Genomic DNA, 16286 nt, shown 5'->3' with positions numbered 1-16286 from the left:
TTCGACCGCCAGTTCGCTAAACGCTCGGAGGCGTTAAAGCCTTACGATGAATCACAAGGTGACCTCTTCAACGAAGCGGAGTGTGAAGCCGTTAAAGAAGACGAGGTTGAGGTGACAACCACGACCACAACGAAAAAGCGCGGTAAACGTAAACCTCTGCCTAAGACCTTGCCTCGTGAGGTTATCGAACTTGATGTAGACGACCATGAAAAGCAGTGCGCTTGCTGCAATCATAGCCTGCATAAAATCGGGGAAGACCGCAGCGAGAAGCTAGAGTTCACGCCAGCGGTACTCAAAGTGTTGGAATATGTTCGTCCTAAGTACGCTTGCCGCCAGTGCGAGAAAACAGGCGACAGCAGCCGAATCGTTCAGAAGCCATCCCCTCAGAGCCTCATCCCTAAAAGCTTCGCCACAGAAAGCTTGCTGACCAACATCATTCTTGGCAAATACCAATACGCGATGCCACTTTATCGCCAAGAATCGCTGTTTACCCAGTCGGGTATCGAGCTATCACGCACCACCATGGCTAGGTGGGTCATCCAAGTCAGTGAGAAGTTCGCCCCGCTGTATGCCGCCTTGAAAGAGCACCTACTTCAACAAGTGGTGGTTCAAGCGGATGAAACGCCGCTCAATGTGCTCAAAGAAGAGAAGCAGTGTTATATGTGGCTCTACTGCTCAGGCGCTGACTCACCCGAAGCGGCACTGCCGAATGTGAAAAATATTGCCTTGTACGACTATCGAAACAGTCGCGCGAGGGCGTGTCCCGTGGACTTTTTAGGTGACTACAACGGTTATCTACAAACCGATGGCTACGCGGCTTATGATGGTCTGCATCACGTCACCAATGTAGGGTGCTTAGCGCATGCTCGTCGCAAGTTCATGGATGCGAAGAAGCTTCAAGGGAAAGGTAAATCAGGCAAGGCTGATAAGGCGCTGGCTAAAATCCAAAAACTCTACGGGATAGAATCACGCTTAAAAGGTGCGCCTGCCCAAGAGCGAAAAGCAGAGCGTCAAGCGCTTGCCAAGCCGATACTGGATGAGCTTTACCAATGGATGACGACCCAGAAGGTGATTGGCTCTAGCCCACTAGGCAAAGCGATAAAATATACGCTTGGGCAGTGGTCAAAGCTTATTCGTTATATCGACGATGGTCACTTATCTATTGATAATAATCGCGCTGAACGCGCAATTAAACCACTGGTCATTGGCAGGAAGAACTGGCTGTTCTCTAACACACCAAACGGTGCTGATGCGAGCGCGATGCTTTACAGCATCATCGAGACCGCGAAAGCCAACGGTCTTATCCTCTACGACTACATGGTCAAGTGCATGAAAGAGCTGGCGAAAGCTGAGCCCGATATCGATGCACTCCTGCCTTGGAACTTCAAACATTAGTAATATCGCCCTGTAGGTTCATGGGGCGTTTACGTTAGAAATAGAGAAAGGCGCAAAGTTTTCACTTTGCGCCTTTTTTATTGAGATAAATGGCAACGCGTTTAGGTCTGTTTTGTGTCAAACCGTTTAGTTACGTTAAAAGTCACCGTTTACCTCTAGCCAGTCAACGTTGCCATGACTGAGTTATCTAATTGAACTACTAATCCCTAATAGTTCAACTTAAGATTAGTTAAGCCGTTTCTAGTTCAGCTTGTGGAACCACGTTTAGTCGGTCACCGTAGATTGGACGTAGTGCTTGCATCACTTCAATGCGAGTCAACACACCTACCATTACGCCGTTTTCTAACACTGGAAGCATATGTGGTTGGCTTACTTTCATCGCTTTTGCACGCTCTTCTAGAGAAAGAGATGTCAGGCGAGTAGCGAAGCCCATGCTTGTCGTCGGGTACAGTTGCTCTTTGTCGATGCATAGGAACTCAGCAACGTCCACTAGCTTGTCGTTTGCGTCGATTGCCACAACGTCACGGCTCATTAGGTCTACAACTTTTTGGCCTTTAGTTGGGATGTAATCTTGGCACCAAAGGTCAACCATTACGTCATGAACAGAGAAGATACCCACTAGACGACCTTCAACATCGCAAACAGGAGCGCTAACAAGTTGCGCGTCTAAAAGTGTATCAATCGCGACTGATGTTGGCATTTCTACGCTCAGTGTAATTGGTTGAGTGTTCATGATTTGCTTGATAGTAGTTGCTGTGTTCATAGTAATTTCCTTAACTGACGTAATTTCTGTTGTTTGTGTAATAGCGGTAATTTTTGCTGCTTTAAGTTGTGGGCGACGGTAGATGCTCCAGTTCGCTAAGCCGACCAATACTGAACCACCTACGATGTTGCCGATTGTCACTGGTATTAAGTTTGCGGTGACAAATTGCATGACGTTTAGGTCTGCATACTGGGCTGGTGTTGCGCCGATTTGCATCCAGAAGCTTTCTGGTGCGAATGCTTGAATCGTGATGCCTAGCGGAACCATGAACATATTCGCCACACAGTGTTCAAAGCCTGAGCTTACGAACATTGCAACGGGTAACACGGTCATCATTGCTTTGGTCATTGCGTTAGCAGAGCTGAACGTTAACCAAATCGCTAAACACACCAACAAGTTACAAAGCACACCCAAAGCAAACGCTTGAACTGGGGTGTGGTGTAGCTTGTGTTGAGCAATGTTTAAAGCGTTTAAGCCCCATTGCCCGCCATCCAGTTGATACAAGCCTGCTGCGCTTACCAAAGCCAATAGGAACATGGCACCGATAAAGTTGCCGACATACACCTTGCCCCAGATAGACAGCATCTTCGTGAAGGTGATTTGCTTGTTAGCCCATGAGATGCTTGATAACACTGAGCTGGTAAATAGCTCACCACCGCAAATCACAATCAAGATCAAACCCATACTGAAGGCAAGACCGCCGGCTAAGCGACTCAGTCCCCATCCAGCATCAGCGCTGCCCGTGGTTACCGTGATGTAGAATAAAAAAGCAAGCCCGATGAATGCGCCAGCCATGATTGCCAAACTCAATGTCATGCTGCTGGTTTTATTTGCTTTACTTAATGCAAACTTCTCTGCTTCCGCCATCATTTCTGTTGGTGAGAACAGTTGATGATTTTCAGAAGTGCTGGTTGCCATATCCCCCCCTTGAACAATCCGTCATGTGTAATTCCTAGTGTTAATGACCTGGTTAATCTGTAATGGTTAATCAGTAATGTTTTGCAGGGCTCGTTGTGTCCTGCCATTTCAGATTAGGGCGTTGAGGGGTAGAGGTAAAATTGATAATTTTTAGAAACCACATCAAATTTATTGATATAGATTTGGTTACGCGTAGAATGAAATTGATTGCTCATTGGCTTTATAAAAAACGAGCATCAGGACACAAATAATTAAAAGCATTAAGGATGAATTTTGCGTTATTCATTAAAGCAACTCGCGGTATTTGATGCAGTAGCAGACTCCGGGAGCGTTAGTCAGGCAGCAGACAAATTGGCGTTGACTCAGTCGGCAACAAGTATGTCTCTTGCACAGTTGGAAAAAATGCTCGGCAGGCCTTTGTTTGAAAGGCAGGGCAAGCAAATGGCCCTGACTCATTGGGGCATGTGGTTAAGACCAAAAGCGAAGCGTTTACTGCAAGATGCGCAGCAAATTGAGATGGGTTTTTACGAGCAGCATTTGTTGAGTGGCGAACTCAAATTAGGTGCTAGCCAAACTCCAGCGGAACACCTCGTTCCTGATCTCATCAGTATTATTGATAACGACTTTCCTGAGATGCGAATCTCGCTCGGCGTGCAAAGTACCGATGCTGTCATTGATGGTGTATTAGATTATCAATATGACTTGGGCGTTATCGAAGGTCGTTGTGATGACAACCGAGTTCACCAAGAAGTGTGGTGTACCGACCATTTAACGGTGGTTGCATCGGCTCATCACCCGTTTGCGAAGCGTGAACGAGTCAGCTTGGCACAATTAGAACAAGCAAAGTGGGTATTACGCGAACATGGTTCGGGTACTCGCAAAGTTTTTGATAGCTCTATTCACCATTTAATTGGCGATCTCGATGTATGGCGAGAGTATGAACACGTTCCTGTTTTAAGAAGTTTGGTTGCAAACGGCCCATATTTAACGTGTTTACCTTATCTAGATGTCGAACAGTTTGTTGAGTCAGGGCAACTGGTGACGTTGAATGTTCCTGAGCTTGAAATGGAAAGAACCTTGTCCTTTATTTGGCGTGCTGACATGGCAGAGAACCCACTTGCTGAATGTATCAAGCGTGAAGGTAAGCGCATGATGAAAGGCAAACGGTCGATTCTTTAGTCGCTACTCAACACCAATTCTAATAACTAAATATGTTGAATAAGCGATTCCGGTCTCCATCTAGTGATAAATGCACAAGTGCATACATTATTAATGTGATCGTGATCGGCCAAATAAGGGCTATCTTCCCATAGTATGCTTACTTGATTTTAAGTGAGGCTAAATCCGGTTGCGTTCAATTACGTGATTAGGCTTTAGAAATAGTATGAGTACATTAGTCGCGATTTCATTAACAACAGGTATTTTGTCAGGTCTATGGGGATGGATTGCTATCTCTTTCGGCTTATTGTCATGGGCAGGTTTCTTAGGTTGCACCAGTTACTTTGCTTCGCCAACAGGCGGCGTTAAAGGACTAGCAGGTAGCTTATTGACCAACATGACTGGCGTATTCTGGGCAATGGTGATTATCGAAAGCTCAACCTTCGCAGGGTTAGAGATTTTAGGCTACATGATTACTGCTATTGTGGCATTCTTTATGTGTATTCAAGCGAAACAAGCGTGGCTAGGTTATATCCCAGGCACCTTCATTGGTTGCTGTGCGACGTTTGCTGCAGGTGGTGATTGGCAACTTGTAGTGCCATCTTTACTGCTTGGTGGTGTATTTGGATACTTGATGAAAGCAACGGGGCTATGGCTTCACGAGAAATCGACTCAATCTTCGGAAGTTGTTGAACAACACACTAAACAGGCAAAGGCTTAATTCGTTAACCTAACCTTAGTTAGTCACTGTGAACTCTTGCAAGATAACCCCCAATTAATTTGTATATCGATTTATACAGGCACACCGTTTGGTGTGCCTTTTTTGGTTGAGGCGACTAGCTAAATATTTCATCAGTAGAGCAACTGATAGCATCTATAAAACAAATTATGTTTAGGTATTTCCATTCGCCATGGTGATCACGCGTTTTAATGTCCACCTTAATAAAAGCGGAATGCATTCTTGTCCTTGATTCTCGCAATGAGAAACAATGGCGAGTGCAAGGTCGGGTTTTGCATGTTTCTTCAATACTTTGGCAACCACTTTCTTTGGAGGGATAGGGTGATCGTATGGAATCTTAACCATGTCACGGAAAAAGCTCTCAAATCCATTCATATATAGGTAATGCTCGATATCTTTATCTGGCAGTTCGGTGAGTCGATGTCTTTCCTGATCATTACCAAGCTTCGATAGCACCGTTGCTGCGTATTTTTTACCCGCCGCATCGCCGTCAGTTACCACATGCCAATCGATGCCAAACTCTTGCGCGACCTTAATCAGTGCCTTAAGTCCTGATTGGGCGAACTCAATAATCTGCACACCTTCTGCTGCTAGGTTATAGCCACATTGGTTGGCAAGTTCATTGAACAACCAAACCTCGGTTTCACCTTCTACTAATAGCCAACAGCGAGCAAATAGTGCCCCAGAGCGGTGGAAGCGGATATGAAAACCAATTCGTCGAAGTTCATCCTTACTGAAATGGTTCATGTTGAGTTGATTGGCGATGGTTTTGTCTGACTGACGAACCAAGCGACGAATCGATTGAAGTGGGACCGCCGCAAGTAGGTCGCCACTGTTGGTGGTCAGGATTTTCTGCATGGGCAATTTCTGCATCAAGCTCCAAGCCCTTGCCAAGTGTGTTGGGTGCAATCGACCTTCTGGATCTTCAAGGATCAACAGAGGGCGCGCACATCGCCTTAAGTCGTTTGGCCCTTTAGCTTGTAGATAAGCGTTAAGTAACCCCATGAATAATAAGCGAGTTTGTTTGTTCTTGGTCTCTTCGACGAGTTGATGAATACTCTGATCATTGGTACCCGCAGAATAAAGCAATCCGTCTCGCTGTTTTCTAGGGTTACGACGAGAAGTACTTTTGAAAGAAAAATAGTGCTCAATCAAACTTTGCATCGACTCTAGGCTACTGCGCATTTCACCTTTATTAACATGTCCGGGTATCGCCATAAGACGGCGGCAGGTGTTGTCTATTCGTTTTTCTATTCTTGCTTGTCGACCATTACCGTTATTGGCGCCGTTTCCATTTGTTGTGCCATTGCTCGTGTGATGGTTCCCGTTCCCGTTCCCGTTTGAATTTGCATTAGTTGCGTGAACATTAGTCGGCAGGTGAGCATTGTGGTTAAGGGACTTGCCGTTGAAAGGACGATCAAAGTGCCTTGCATCACGCAAACGGATAACGGGATGTAAGGTCATTAATTCTTGAGCAAGCTTTTCTGAATGATGAAGCTTGAGCGGATTACCGTCCAAACCAAGAAATGCATAGTGTGTTGTTGTCTCATACTGTTCTAACGTCGCGCTGATGCGATAGTAGATGCGAAATACGCCAAATTCATCTTGAACCCAAATAGGTTTGAGTTTGCGATAACGACCTGCGTTAAGTTCGCTCTTATCGTTAGCTTTTAAAGCGAGAACAATTTGAAGATGTTGAGACTGCGGGTGTGAAACAGAGTAATCGACATGAAAATCGGTCATTTCAAAGTGATATGGCACACCGTCTGAGGGCAGAATGACGGAAAGGGCATCCAATAATGAAGACTTACCCCAAGTATTTTCACCAATAAGCGTGGTTAGCTCGTCAAACGCGAGTGACATGCGCTTGATACCTCGAAAGCCAGAAATCTCGATTCTTTCTAGTTGCATAGGCTTACTCCTAACGGAAGGCTCTGCTAATTATTTGAAAGCTAACAGATATCTTTAATCATAATCGAAAAATCCAAATCCGGTATGCTCACCTGTCACAAAACCCGTTGTTTATTAATACGGTGCAAAATGAGATTTTTGATCTATCTCGAGTATTTTTTTGCAGTGCAGTTTCATAAAATTCACGATTCTGTCATGATTCTCGACCTAGTATGAAGGGACAAAGAGAGAAGAAAATATGACTAAAAAGAATAAGCCGACAAAAATAGTGTTGGCACACATCAACGACACCCACTCATACTTTGAACCAACCTCGTTACAGCTATCACTTAAAATGAACAACCACATCATTGAACCTTATGTCAGTGCTGGTGGCTTTGCTCGAATTTCAACACGCTTCAAACAAATAAAACAAGATGCCCAGCGTCAGAAGGTTGGAACCTTGTTCTTGCACGCTGGTGACTGCTTCCAAGGCACGTTGTACTTTTCCTTATTCAAGGGAAAAGCCAATGCCGATTTGTTGAATGCCCTTAATATAGATGCCATGACGCTCGGTAATCACGAGTTAGACATGGGTAATGAGCCCGTTGCGATTTTCGCGAAAAGAATCAAATTCCCGCTGTTGGCCGGTAACTGGAATCTATCGAATGAGGATATCAATAAAACTCATACGCTAGCGGACAACGACATTGTTAAGCCTTATCGGCCTGAAACACGAAGTGCTTCTTTTATAACGAAAGAGTTTGATGGCGAGAAGGTCGCAATATTCGGCTTAAGCATCGACAAGATGGCAGGCATCGCTAACCCAGATATCGATACACCGTTTGAAAATGCTTTGGAAACAGCAAAAGGGACCATTGAGCAAATCCATCAAGCAGGTATCAACAAGATTGTGTTACTTAGCCATCTTGGTTACGAAGCTGATTTAGAGTTAGCAGCCAACGTAACAGGTATTGGTGTCATCGTTGGTGGTCATAGTCATCGCTTACAAGGTGATTTCTCTGATATCGGCTTAGTTAAAGATGATGAATACGGTGTGAAAATTGGCGATACCTATGTTGTGCAAGCGGGTTTCCACGCCATGAGCTTAGGACACTGCGAAATCGAGTTCGATTCTCAAGGCAAAGTGACGCACTTCAATGGTAAAAACGAACTGTTATTAGGCCGTCGACTCTTTATAGACGCGAAACTGAGTGAAGTAGGGCAAGACGATGCCCACGATATGGCGTGTGAGTTTTTAAACAATCACCCTAATATTGCAGTGTGTAAGAAAGATCCTGAGCTGCAGAGCATTCTGACGGATAAATACCAGCCGCGAGTTCGAAAGCTTCAGCAACAAGTGATTGCTCATGCAGACACTAAACTTCGCCATGTACGTATTCCAGATGCTAAAGGCCCGAGTCAACTAGCCCCCTTGGTTGCTCAATCATTTCACCATCTAATGAACAAGAAAGGGCATCAGGTTGACTTTGCCATTCACAACGCCGGTGGTGTAAGAAATTCACTGAACAGCGGCGATGTCTCTGTTGCCGATATTGCCGGAAAACTACTACCGTTTGCCGTACCTATTGGTGTGTATGAAGTAAAAGGTGAAACGATCGCTTGCATGCTTGAAGGTGCAATCAATAACGCGATTGATAATGGTGTCGTGGGCACAGGTTCAGGTAGCTTTCCTTATACACATAATTTGAGGTTTTGTTACCACAAAGAAGCGCCTATAGGACACAGGATTCACCATCTAGAAATTCACTCTGATGATTCAGGTTGGCAAGCTGTTTCTCGCAACCGTATTTACAGGGGCGCGTCGTCAGCCTATACAATGAAAGGCAAAGAGGGCTATAACGCTGTGTTGGATATGATCGGTGATGGCACGGTCACCACTGACTCTATGGCAGACTGCTTCATCGAGTTTCTGCAAGACCACCCAGAGTCGCTTCAACTCAATGAACCGTTGAATTGCATGGAGTGTTTTAGATAACTAAAGCTGATACTGATATTTAACACTATTACTTTGGGTTATTTATAAAATTGGCATTGTTTATGCTTTATCTCTGCAGGTCGCCTTCTTGTGGAGATATGCATGGATAAGAAAGATTGGTTAGATGCGGTAGCGGTTGTCGGTTGGGTATCAGTTTGGTCAGCGTTAGTGTATTTAATACCTGCCGCAGGGCTGTAAATTGCTCTTTTTGCAACTTCATTACGCAGTGCAATAGTGTGTTTGACTTGCGAATTTATTCTTAGAATCAATTCGCGTGTCTATTTGACAAAGTGGCATCAATCAGAAAGGAGCGTTTGCTCCTTTTTTGCTTTTTCCGTGCAAATTTATATAGACGAAACACAACCAGAGGATTATTATCCACGCGTTTGGGGAGTAGTTAGCGCAAGTTTACATATCGTCATCTCGTTAGGCCAAGAGTCTATCCGGTATGTAAAAGTGAAATCCCATATTTCACTTCAACGAGACCAACGCAATCACAGTCAAGATCCGTAATGGAGCTTGGTATGCTTTGTTTGCGGAAGGTCTTTGTACAGTTCTTCCGCCCGGAGGAATAATGAACTCAACTCAATCTCTATTATCTACAAATAGTGAATCCTTTTTTTCATCGCCAATCATGACGACTTATGCGGGCTTTTTCCTGCTAACGGTTATTCTCGTCTCTATTGATATCTATCAGACTCGTGGCGGTAACGTTACTATCAAGAAAGCGGCAATCTGGAGTGTTTTCTGGTTTGTACTTGCGTTTTTGTTTGCTGGCTCGATTTACCTATTTTGGGATATTTATGCGCCGAACAGTGACTACACAGCGCAAAAAGCAACCGTGTCATTCATTACGGGTTACTTGTTAGAAAAATCCCTTAGCGTAGACAACTTGTTTGTTTTTGCGATGATCTTTGCTCAATACCAAGTTCCTGAGCATCTAAGACCTCGTGCGCTTCTTTGGGGCGTAATTGGTGCATTGGTGCTTCGTGCAATTATGATCGCACTAGGCGCACAGCTATTGGCGGAATATCACTGGGTGCTTTACGTGTTCGCTGCGTTCTTGATTGGTACAGGTATTAAGCTGGCATTAGACAAGGGCGAAGAGGAGAGTGTGAATACTCTGCCTGAAAAGCTACTTCGTAAAGTGATGCCGGTAACAGAGGACTTCCATGGCCCTGCATTAATGGTTAAACAGGGTGCTAAATGGGCATTCACTCCAATGATGTTGGTCATCGGTGCGATCGCAGTCATGGACGTGATGTTTGCATTAGACTCTATCCCTGCGATCTTTGCGGTAACACAAGAACCGTTCTTGGTACTTGCGGCTAACGTGTTTGCGTTACTTGGTCTTCGCTCGTTGTATTTTGTACTGCAAGGTATGATGGACAAGTTCATCTATTTGAAACCCGCGCTTTCATTCATCATGGTGTTCATTGGTGTGAAAATGCTTCTGGTTGATAGCGAGTGGGCTATCCCAACTTACTGGTCATTGGCGGTATTGGTTTCTACGATGACGATTGCGGTTATAGCGTCGGTTTATGCGAAGAAGCCAGGCATTGAACAAGTAAATTAAAAACAAATATAACTTATCGAAAAGTCGAGAATGAACACGTGGCTGATGAAGTGGAAAATTTATTTATGTAAATTTTCTGTGACATTGGCCACTGTTGTTTGCGGGGTATTTGTACTAAATGCATGATTTAAACACTATGTTGAATTTGTACTCACATAATCTGCATATCTATTTTGTGCCATTGTTAATGGTTTGTTTTATTAGAAAAACTAATCCCAAAATCTAATTTTAGTCATTTTTTAACCTGCAAAAGATCACCTATTATTCTTGTCATCAGAACGAAACACATTAATAAATTTATAGAGAGGCAATCATGGCTCAAGCAGTACAAATGAATACTATCGCTGTTCCTAACTCTATGGATAAGAAAACCTACTCGGTTAACTTCAAAGGATTGATTGCACACATTTTCGATATTCTTTTCGTAGACAACTCTCCACGTAGTTACTACGCAAGCGACCTATCTGGTCACATGCAACGCGATATCGGTATTAACCGTTAATCTCAGCGTTAACATGTAAATATAGAATTTTAAGAAAACGCCAGCCTCTAAAGCTGGCGTTTTTGTATCTGAAATAAACTCAATCTCTTCGTAAACTAAGCACCTGAAAGAAAAACCTAGGCATAACGGTCTGTATTTGAGCGCCATTCAATTCGCTTTGTACAAGGATCTCGGTATGTCACACGCCAAACGCAATTCATCATTGATTAAACTTTGTTTATTTGCCTTACCGATCGGCTTCTATTCCTCAGTGTCGCTTGCACAAACCTGGAGTAATGAAGGCCAGCCCGCACAGGTTATCGAGCTCTTCACCTCTGAAGGTTGTTCAAGTTGTCCACCTGCTGATCAGTACCTCAGTACTTTTGAAGACCATCCAAAACTTTGGACACAAGTTATTCCGCTTGCCTATCACGTCGATTATTGGGATTACTTAGGTTGGGGGGATAAGTTCGCGAGTAAGGCGTTCAGTCAGAAGCAACGCTTGTACAAAGCTTATGGAGTAACAAGTGGGGTTTACACACCCGGCTTTGTTGTCGATGGAAAAGAGTGGCGCGGTTATTTTAACTGGTTAGACAGAACGTTGCCTTCGCTCAAACAACAAAATAACCCCAAGCTAACGGTCAACTATAAAGGCGATACGTTCAGCGTAAGTTACGAAGGCAAAGGGGATTATGTTGCTCATATAGCTTTGCTTGCGATGAACGAAGTCACCAGCGTTAAGGCGGGCGAGAACAGGGGTAAGAAACTCGAACATGATTTTGTCGTAGTGTACGATGGCTACCAACGTGGTGAATCTGAGTGGCAATTCAATGTGGACTTTGATCCGCTAGTCGCTTCGCCCGATGCCGTAGCTGTTTGGTTAACCGAGCCGAATTCGTATGCACCGGAACAAACGGTAGCAGGTTGGCTGAACTAACTGCAACCCACGACAATTGTGTAGCTGGAATACTCTTAGACGAAGTTGGTACGGCGAGTATTGAGGTTCTCACATCGATAACTTCGCTTCTGACGGATATTAATCAGTGAAATAGAAGCGAAAGGGCGATTTAGTTACGTAATACTGCTGAAATACGTTAATATAGCGCGCTATTATTTTAGCTTTGAGTTCCTGCAATTAATGACTAACACCACTACACCAACCAACTTCTCTGATCTTGGCTTAATCTCTCCTTTGATGGCTCGTTTATCTGAGCTTGAATACCAACAGCCAACGCCTATCCAAGCGCAAGTTATTCCAAGTGTGTTAGCAGGACGCGATTTAATTGCAGGCGCAAATACCGGTTCAGGTAAAACCGCAGCATTTGCACTTCCACTGTTACAAAAGATTCATGAAGATGCCCCTCTGGACCGTCGTTCAGGCAAAGGTAACTTTGTTTCTGGCCTTATCTTGGTTCCTACTCGTGAACTTGCTAAGCAAGTGGCTGACAGCGTTAAATCTTACGCTGTGCATTTCAATGGCGCGATTAAAACGGTTTGTGTGTTTGGTGGTGTATCGGTAAACACTCAAATGCAGGCGCTACGTGGCGGCACTGATATCTTGGTGGCAACACCGGGTCGTCTGCTTGACCTTATTTCGAGCAACGCTATCAAACTAGATAAAGTGAAAACGTTAGTGCTTGATGAAGCTGACCGAATGCTAAGCCTAGGTTTTACCGAAGAACTTGATGCAATCTTGAAGCTCTTGCCGAGCAAAAAACAAACCTTGTTGTTCTCTGCAACTTTCCCAGAGCAAGTTAAAACGCTGACTCACGAACTTCTAAGCGATCCAATTGAAGTTCAACTTCAAAGTGCCAATGCGAGCACACTGGTTCAACGTGTATTCGAAGTAGAAAAAGGTCGCAAGACAGCGTTACTCGCACACCTAATTCAACAACATGAATGGCGCCAAGCTCTGATCTTCGTTAATGCGAAGAACAGCTGTGAGCACCTAGCAGACAAGCTTTACAAGCGCGGTATCATCGCAGAAGTATTCCACGGCGATAAAGGGCAAGGTTCACGTACTCGTATCCTAGAAGATTTCAAATCTGGCGAGATTGACGTTCTGATCGCGACAGACATCGCGGCACGTGGTCTGGATATTGAGAAGCTTCCAGTGGTAATCAACTTTGACTTACCGCGTAGCCCGTCAGACTACATGCACCGTATCGGCCGAAGTGGTCGTGCAGGTGAAGTTGGTCTTGCGTTATCTCTGATCGATCACGAAGATTACCACCACTTCAAAATCATCGAGAAGAAGAACAAGATTCGTCTTGAGCGTGAGCAAATTGAAGGCTTTGAAGTGGATGAAGAAGCGACAGCTGAACTGATCGCAGCACTAAAACCTGTTGCGCCACCGGCCGGTACTGGCAAGAAGAAAAAGAAGAAGAAAGCTCCAAAAAACCAAGATGTGTGGCTGAACAACAACTGATCTTGAGTCAGCAAGCCATATAAATCAATAAGTAATAGACATTCAAAAGGTGCTTAATTGCGCCTTTTTTGTGTCTGTAGGGCTGGGATTTGAGTCGTTAATAAACGACTGTTGCAGTGTTAAACAACCCTATAAGCCGTTCGAAGGATAGCGTCCTCCATAAGAGATTCGGCGATTTAACGCTTTGCTCATAACCTGTTCGGGTTTTGAGCAATTGGGTAACCGCGTGAAGACCTCGATTAAACAATTAGTGCTGGCCACTTCATTTTTCCTGTTTACCCAACACTCTTCTAGTGCTGCTGAATTTGAGGTTAAAGGGGTTAATAAAACTCTCACCGAAAATGTAGAATTATATTTAGAACCTTTAGCCGATGTTCCTGCATCACAGCTATCGAAAACGAAGCTATCTAAACGTATTCAAGATGCACTCAACCCTTATGGTTATTATCACCCACAGCTCGATATCGACCTCAATGATTCTGATAACGTGATCATTAACATCGATTCTGGTCCTGTCATGCGCATCGCAGAATCGATAGTAAAAATAACAGGTGAAGCTAGCCTAGATGCGGAGTTCATCAATATACTCAATCAAAGCAAGTTAGGCTCAGGTTTAACTTTGTCTCACCAAGAATATGACCAAACTAAGCGTGCGATTTTCTCTTTAGCAAAGCGGAAAGGTTATTTTGACGGCAGGTTTATCGAGTCAAAGATTGAAGTTATTCCTAGCGAGAACATCGCGAATATACACTTGTATTTTGCAAGTGGTCCACGCTACAAGTTCGGTTCTATAAGTATTCCTGATGATGGGGTTGACCCTACTCGTATCGAGAAAATACCCACCTTTAAAAAAGGTGATGACTTTGACACCATCAAGTTAGGTGAACTGCAATCTGATTTGTCAGACACTCAATGGTTTCGAAGTGTCATCGTACATGGTGACTTTGACAAACTTGATGACAACCTAGAAGTTCCAATTGAAATCATTGCCGAGCCAAGTTCTCGAAATATCGTGCAGGTCGGTGGCGGCTATTCTACTGATCTCGGTTTACGCGCCTCTCTCAGTTGGTCAAAGCCTTGGTATAACCGGAGAGGCCACAGCTTTGAAACACAGACATATTTGTCTGAACAGGAGCAATCACTTCAGTTGGGGTACAAAATCCCCACAGAGAAAGTCACAACGGATTACTTTGGTATTCAGTTTGAATCGAAACGAATTGATCATCGAGACACCAATAGCTTTACAAACGATCTTAAGTTCGAACGTTACTGGCAATTAGACAGTGATTGGCAAAGCACCATTTATGTCAAATACTTGCACGAACAGTACCGTCAGGCGTCTGAGGAAGAGCAATCGCAATTGCTGTTACCTGGCATCAGTTTTTCTCAGGTTGATCGTAAAAATGATCAGTTGGAGCTCAATCATCGACACATCTATTCTGTCGAGTATTCTGACCCTAGTCTGTTCTCTGACTCAAGGCTGTTGCGGTTGGAAGGAAACAGTGTCCTTTCATGGGATATTAGTGACAGGCAGAAGCTCCATTTCCGCTCCAACGTAGGCATCAACATTGCCAAATCATTATCTGATGTGCCGTCGTCTCTGCGGTATTTTGCTGGTGGCGATGGAAACTTGCGAGGTTATGGTTACGAATCTATCTCCCCTAGAGACGAGAATGGTGAACTAACGGGGGCACGTTATATGTTAACTGCTGGGCTCGAATATCAGCATCAAGTCTATCGTTCAATTTGGTTGGGCGCATTTCTTGATGTGGGTGATGCATTTGATCAACAAGCGGATTGGAAGCGTGGGACGGGCGTGAGTTTGATTTGGAACTCACAGTTAATGCCAGTTAAGCTCGATTTTGCTTACGGCTTAGATGCGCCTGAAGGCGACGAATTTCGTATTCATTTTTCCTTTGGTACTCAATTCTGATTTTTGTACGCTGTTTATGCACTCGCGAGGATGCGAACCATCTAATAGGATTCAAGTAAATCGAAAGAGCGTAATAACCTTTGTGCTTTAGCAAACACAAAGGTAAAAACAATGAAAAAGCTACGATTCGGTGTATTTGGTAATATGGGCCCTGAAGCAGATGCTCTGTTCCAAGATATCGTCGCCAAGAAAGAAATTGAACACGGCGCACTTAAAGACTAAGACCACATGGCCATGATAGTGGTGAAAAACTCAGATATCCCCGATCGATCTGAAGGTACCGATCCTGTGCCTGAACTGATTGAGTCAGCGTGCATTTTAGAACATGCCAATGTTCAGTTTGGCGTAATGACCTGTAACACCGCTCATTACTTTAGACCTGAGGTTCAAAAGCACACCAACGTTTATATCGTCGACATGCTTCAAACCACCGTTGATCAAATCAAAGAGCAGAACTCTGAATCTGTTGTTGGTATTTTATGTACCAACGGCACATACAATTCGGGAATCTATGATCGTTACCTAACGGACGCGAATCTGGTGTTCGTTAAGCCAGATTCCTTTGAGCAAGAGCATAACGTGCATAGTGCTATCTATGGTGAAGTAACCGGTGAGATGACAGAGTGTGGACAAGCAATCCGAGAAACCAACGGGATCAAAGCGGGCGAGTTTGAGCGTAATGCCGCACTGCTTGCTGTAGCGATTCAATCCATCGTAGAGAAGGGCGTTGATACGGTTATTTGGGGATGCACGGAACTTCCTTTGGTTAGAAAGCAACTTGAAACGGCATTTCCAACAGTCACTTTTATTGATCCTATGGAAGCGGTAGCTGAGCGTGTCGTTGATATTTACCGTCTCGCTGAGCAATATGTGGAGCGTGGACATGTGGATTACAACATTAATGATGTTAATTCGATCTTCACAACGCTTGATATGGTGAACTACGTAGCCCAAAGAGCGATGACCTACCGTCTATAAGCTCAGATACGTGTATTTGAAACATGAA

General features: G+C 44.2%; 12 protein-coding genes. 10 read left to right on the top strand and 2 right to left on the bottom strand.

Going from position 1 to position 16286, the window contains the following annotated elements:
* On the top strand, window positions 1-1395 hold a 1395-nt coding region (locus ACED41_RS19330), incomplete at its 5' end, for an IS66 family transposase (protein WP_371725488.1).
* Window positions 1396-1624: 229 nt separating this feature from the next.
* On the opposite strand, the gene focA is transcribed toward ACED41_RS19330, so the two are convergent.
* Window positions 1625-3076 (bottom strand): formate transporter FocA, encoded by a 1452-nt coding sequence (focA, locus tag ACED41_RS19325; RefSeq protein ID WP_050650436.1) that lies wholly within the window; start codon window positions 3074-3076, stop codon window positions 1625-1627.
* Between the two features lie 273 nt (window positions 3077-3349).
* On the opposite strand from focA, the gene ACED41_RS19320 reads away from it, so the two are divergent.
* Window positions 3350-4255, top strand: coding sequence for a LysR substrate-binding domain-containing protein (locus ACED41_RS19320; RefSeq protein WP_065584985.1), 906 nt, complete (start codon window positions 3350-3352; stop codon window positions 4253-4255).
* 205 nt (window positions 4256-4460) lie between these two features.
* A complete protein-coding gene (locus ACED41_RS19315; protein ID WP_017079195.1) occupies window positions 4461-4955 on the top strand; it encodes a DUF1097 domain-containing protein in 495 nt (164 codons plus the stop codon).
* 171 nt (window positions 4956-5126) lie between these two features.
* Here the strand turns inward: ACED41_RS19315 and ACED41_RS19310 are convergent, their stop codons facing one another.
* On the bottom strand, window positions 5127-6884 hold the full coding sequence (locus ACED41_RS19310; RefSeq protein ID WP_371725487.1) for an ATP-dependent endonuclease: 1758 nt from the start codon (window positions 6882-6884) through the stop codon (window positions 5127-5129).
* A gap of 238 nt (window positions 6885-7122) precedes the next feature.
* Here ACED41_RS19310 and ACED41_RS19305 point away from each other — a divergent pair, with 238 nt between their 5' ends.
* From ACED41_RS19305 to ACED41_RS19275, 7 genes are all read left to right on the top strand, one after another.
* On the top strand, window positions 7123-8862 hold the full coding sequence (locus tag ACED41_RS19305; RefSeq protein ID WP_371725486.1) for a bifunctional UDP-sugar hydrolase/5'-nucleotidase: 1740 nt from the start codon (window positions 7123-7125) through the stop codon (window positions 8860-8862).
* Between the two features lie 574 nt (window positions 8863-9436).
* A complete protein-coding gene (locus tag ACED41_RS19300) occupies window positions 9437-10438 on the top strand; it encodes a TerC/Alx family metal homeostasis membrane protein (protein ID WP_017059813.1) in 1002 nt (333 codons plus the stop codon).
* A gap of 313 nt (window positions 10439-10751) precedes the next feature.
* On the top strand, window positions 10752-10940 hold the full coding sequence (locus ACED41_RS19295; protein WP_017059812.1) for a hypothetical protein: 189 nt from the start codon (window positions 10752-10754) through the stop codon (window positions 10938-10940).
* 175 nt (window positions 10941-11115) lie between these two features.
* Window positions 11116-11856, top strand: a complete 741-nt coding sequence (locus ACED41_RS19290) for a DUF1223 domain-containing protein (RefSeq protein WP_371725485.1) — start codon at window positions 11116-11118, stop codon at window positions 11854-11856.
* Between the two features lie 201 nt (window positions 11857-12057).
* Window positions 12058-13347, top strand: coding sequence for a DEAD/DEAH box helicase (locus tag ACED41_RS19285; protein ID WP_017059810.1), 1290 nt, complete (start codon window positions 12058-12060; stop codon window positions 13345-13347).
* 214 nt (window positions 13348-13561) lie between these two features.
* Window positions 13562-15280 (top strand): autotransporter assembly complex family protein, encoded by a 1719-nt coding sequence (locus ACED41_RS19280; protein WP_029235239.1) that lies wholly within the window; start codon window positions 13562-13564, stop codon window positions 15278-15280.
* A 228-nt stretch (window positions 15281-15508) separates the two neighbouring features.
* Window positions 15509-16258, top strand: coding sequence for an aspartate/glutamate racemase family protein (locus ACED41_RS19275; RefSeq protein ID WP_371725484.1), 750 nt, complete (start codon window positions 15509-15511; stop codon window positions 16256-16258).
* The last annotated feature ends 28 nt before the right edge of the window (window positions 16259-16286 follow it).

The sequence above is a fragment of the Vibrio sp. 1F255 genome (assembly GCF_041439145.1).
GTDB classification, from domain to species: domain Bacteria; phylum Pseudomonadota; class Gammaproteobacteria; order Enterobacterales; family Vibrionaceae; genus Vibrio; species Vibrio crassostreae_C.
The sequence above is the reverse complement of the archived record's forward strand: the minus strand, read 5'-3'. Positions and strand labels throughout refer to the sequence as shown.

What these genes read in the sequence shown, in the direction of transcription:
- focA (WP_050650436.1), bottom strand. Translation starts at nt 3,076, where the DNA reads ATGGCAACCAGCACTTCTGAAAATCATCAACTGTTCTCACCAACAGAA.
- ACED41_RS19315 (WP_017079195.1), top strand. Translation starts at nt 4,461, where the DNA reads ATGAGTACATTAGTCGCGATTTCATTAACAACAGGTATTTTGTCAGGT.
- ACED41_RS19310 (WP_371725487.1), bottom strand. Translation starts at nt 6,884, where the DNA reads ATGCAACTAGAAAGAATCGAGATTTCTGGCTTTCGAGGTATCAAGCGC.
- ACED41_RS19305 (WP_371725486.1), top strand. Translation starts at nt 7,123, where the DNA reads ATGACTAAAAAGAATAAGCCGACAAAAATAGTGTTGGCACACATCAAC.
- ACED41_RS19300 (WP_017059813.1), top strand. Translation starts at nt 9,437, where the DNA reads ATGAACTCAACTCAATCTCTATTATCTACAAATAGTGAATCCTTTTTT.
- ACED41_RS19295 (WP_017059812.1), top strand. Translation starts at nt 10,752, where the DNA reads ATGGCTCAAGCAGTACAAATGAATACTATCGCTGTTCCTAACTCTATG.
- ACED41_RS19290 (WP_371725485.1), top strand. Translation starts at nt 11,116, where the DNA reads ATGTCACACGCCAAACGCAATTCATCATTGATTAAACTTTGTTTATTT.
- ACED41_RS19285 (WP_017059810.1), top strand. Translation starts at nt 12,058, where the DNA reads ATGACTAACACCACTACACCAACCAACTTCTCTGATCTTGGCTTAATC.
- ACED41_RS19275 (WP_371725484.1), top strand. Translation starts at nt 15,509, where the DNA reads ATGGCCATGATAGTGGTGAAAAACTCAGATATCCCCGATCGATCTGAA.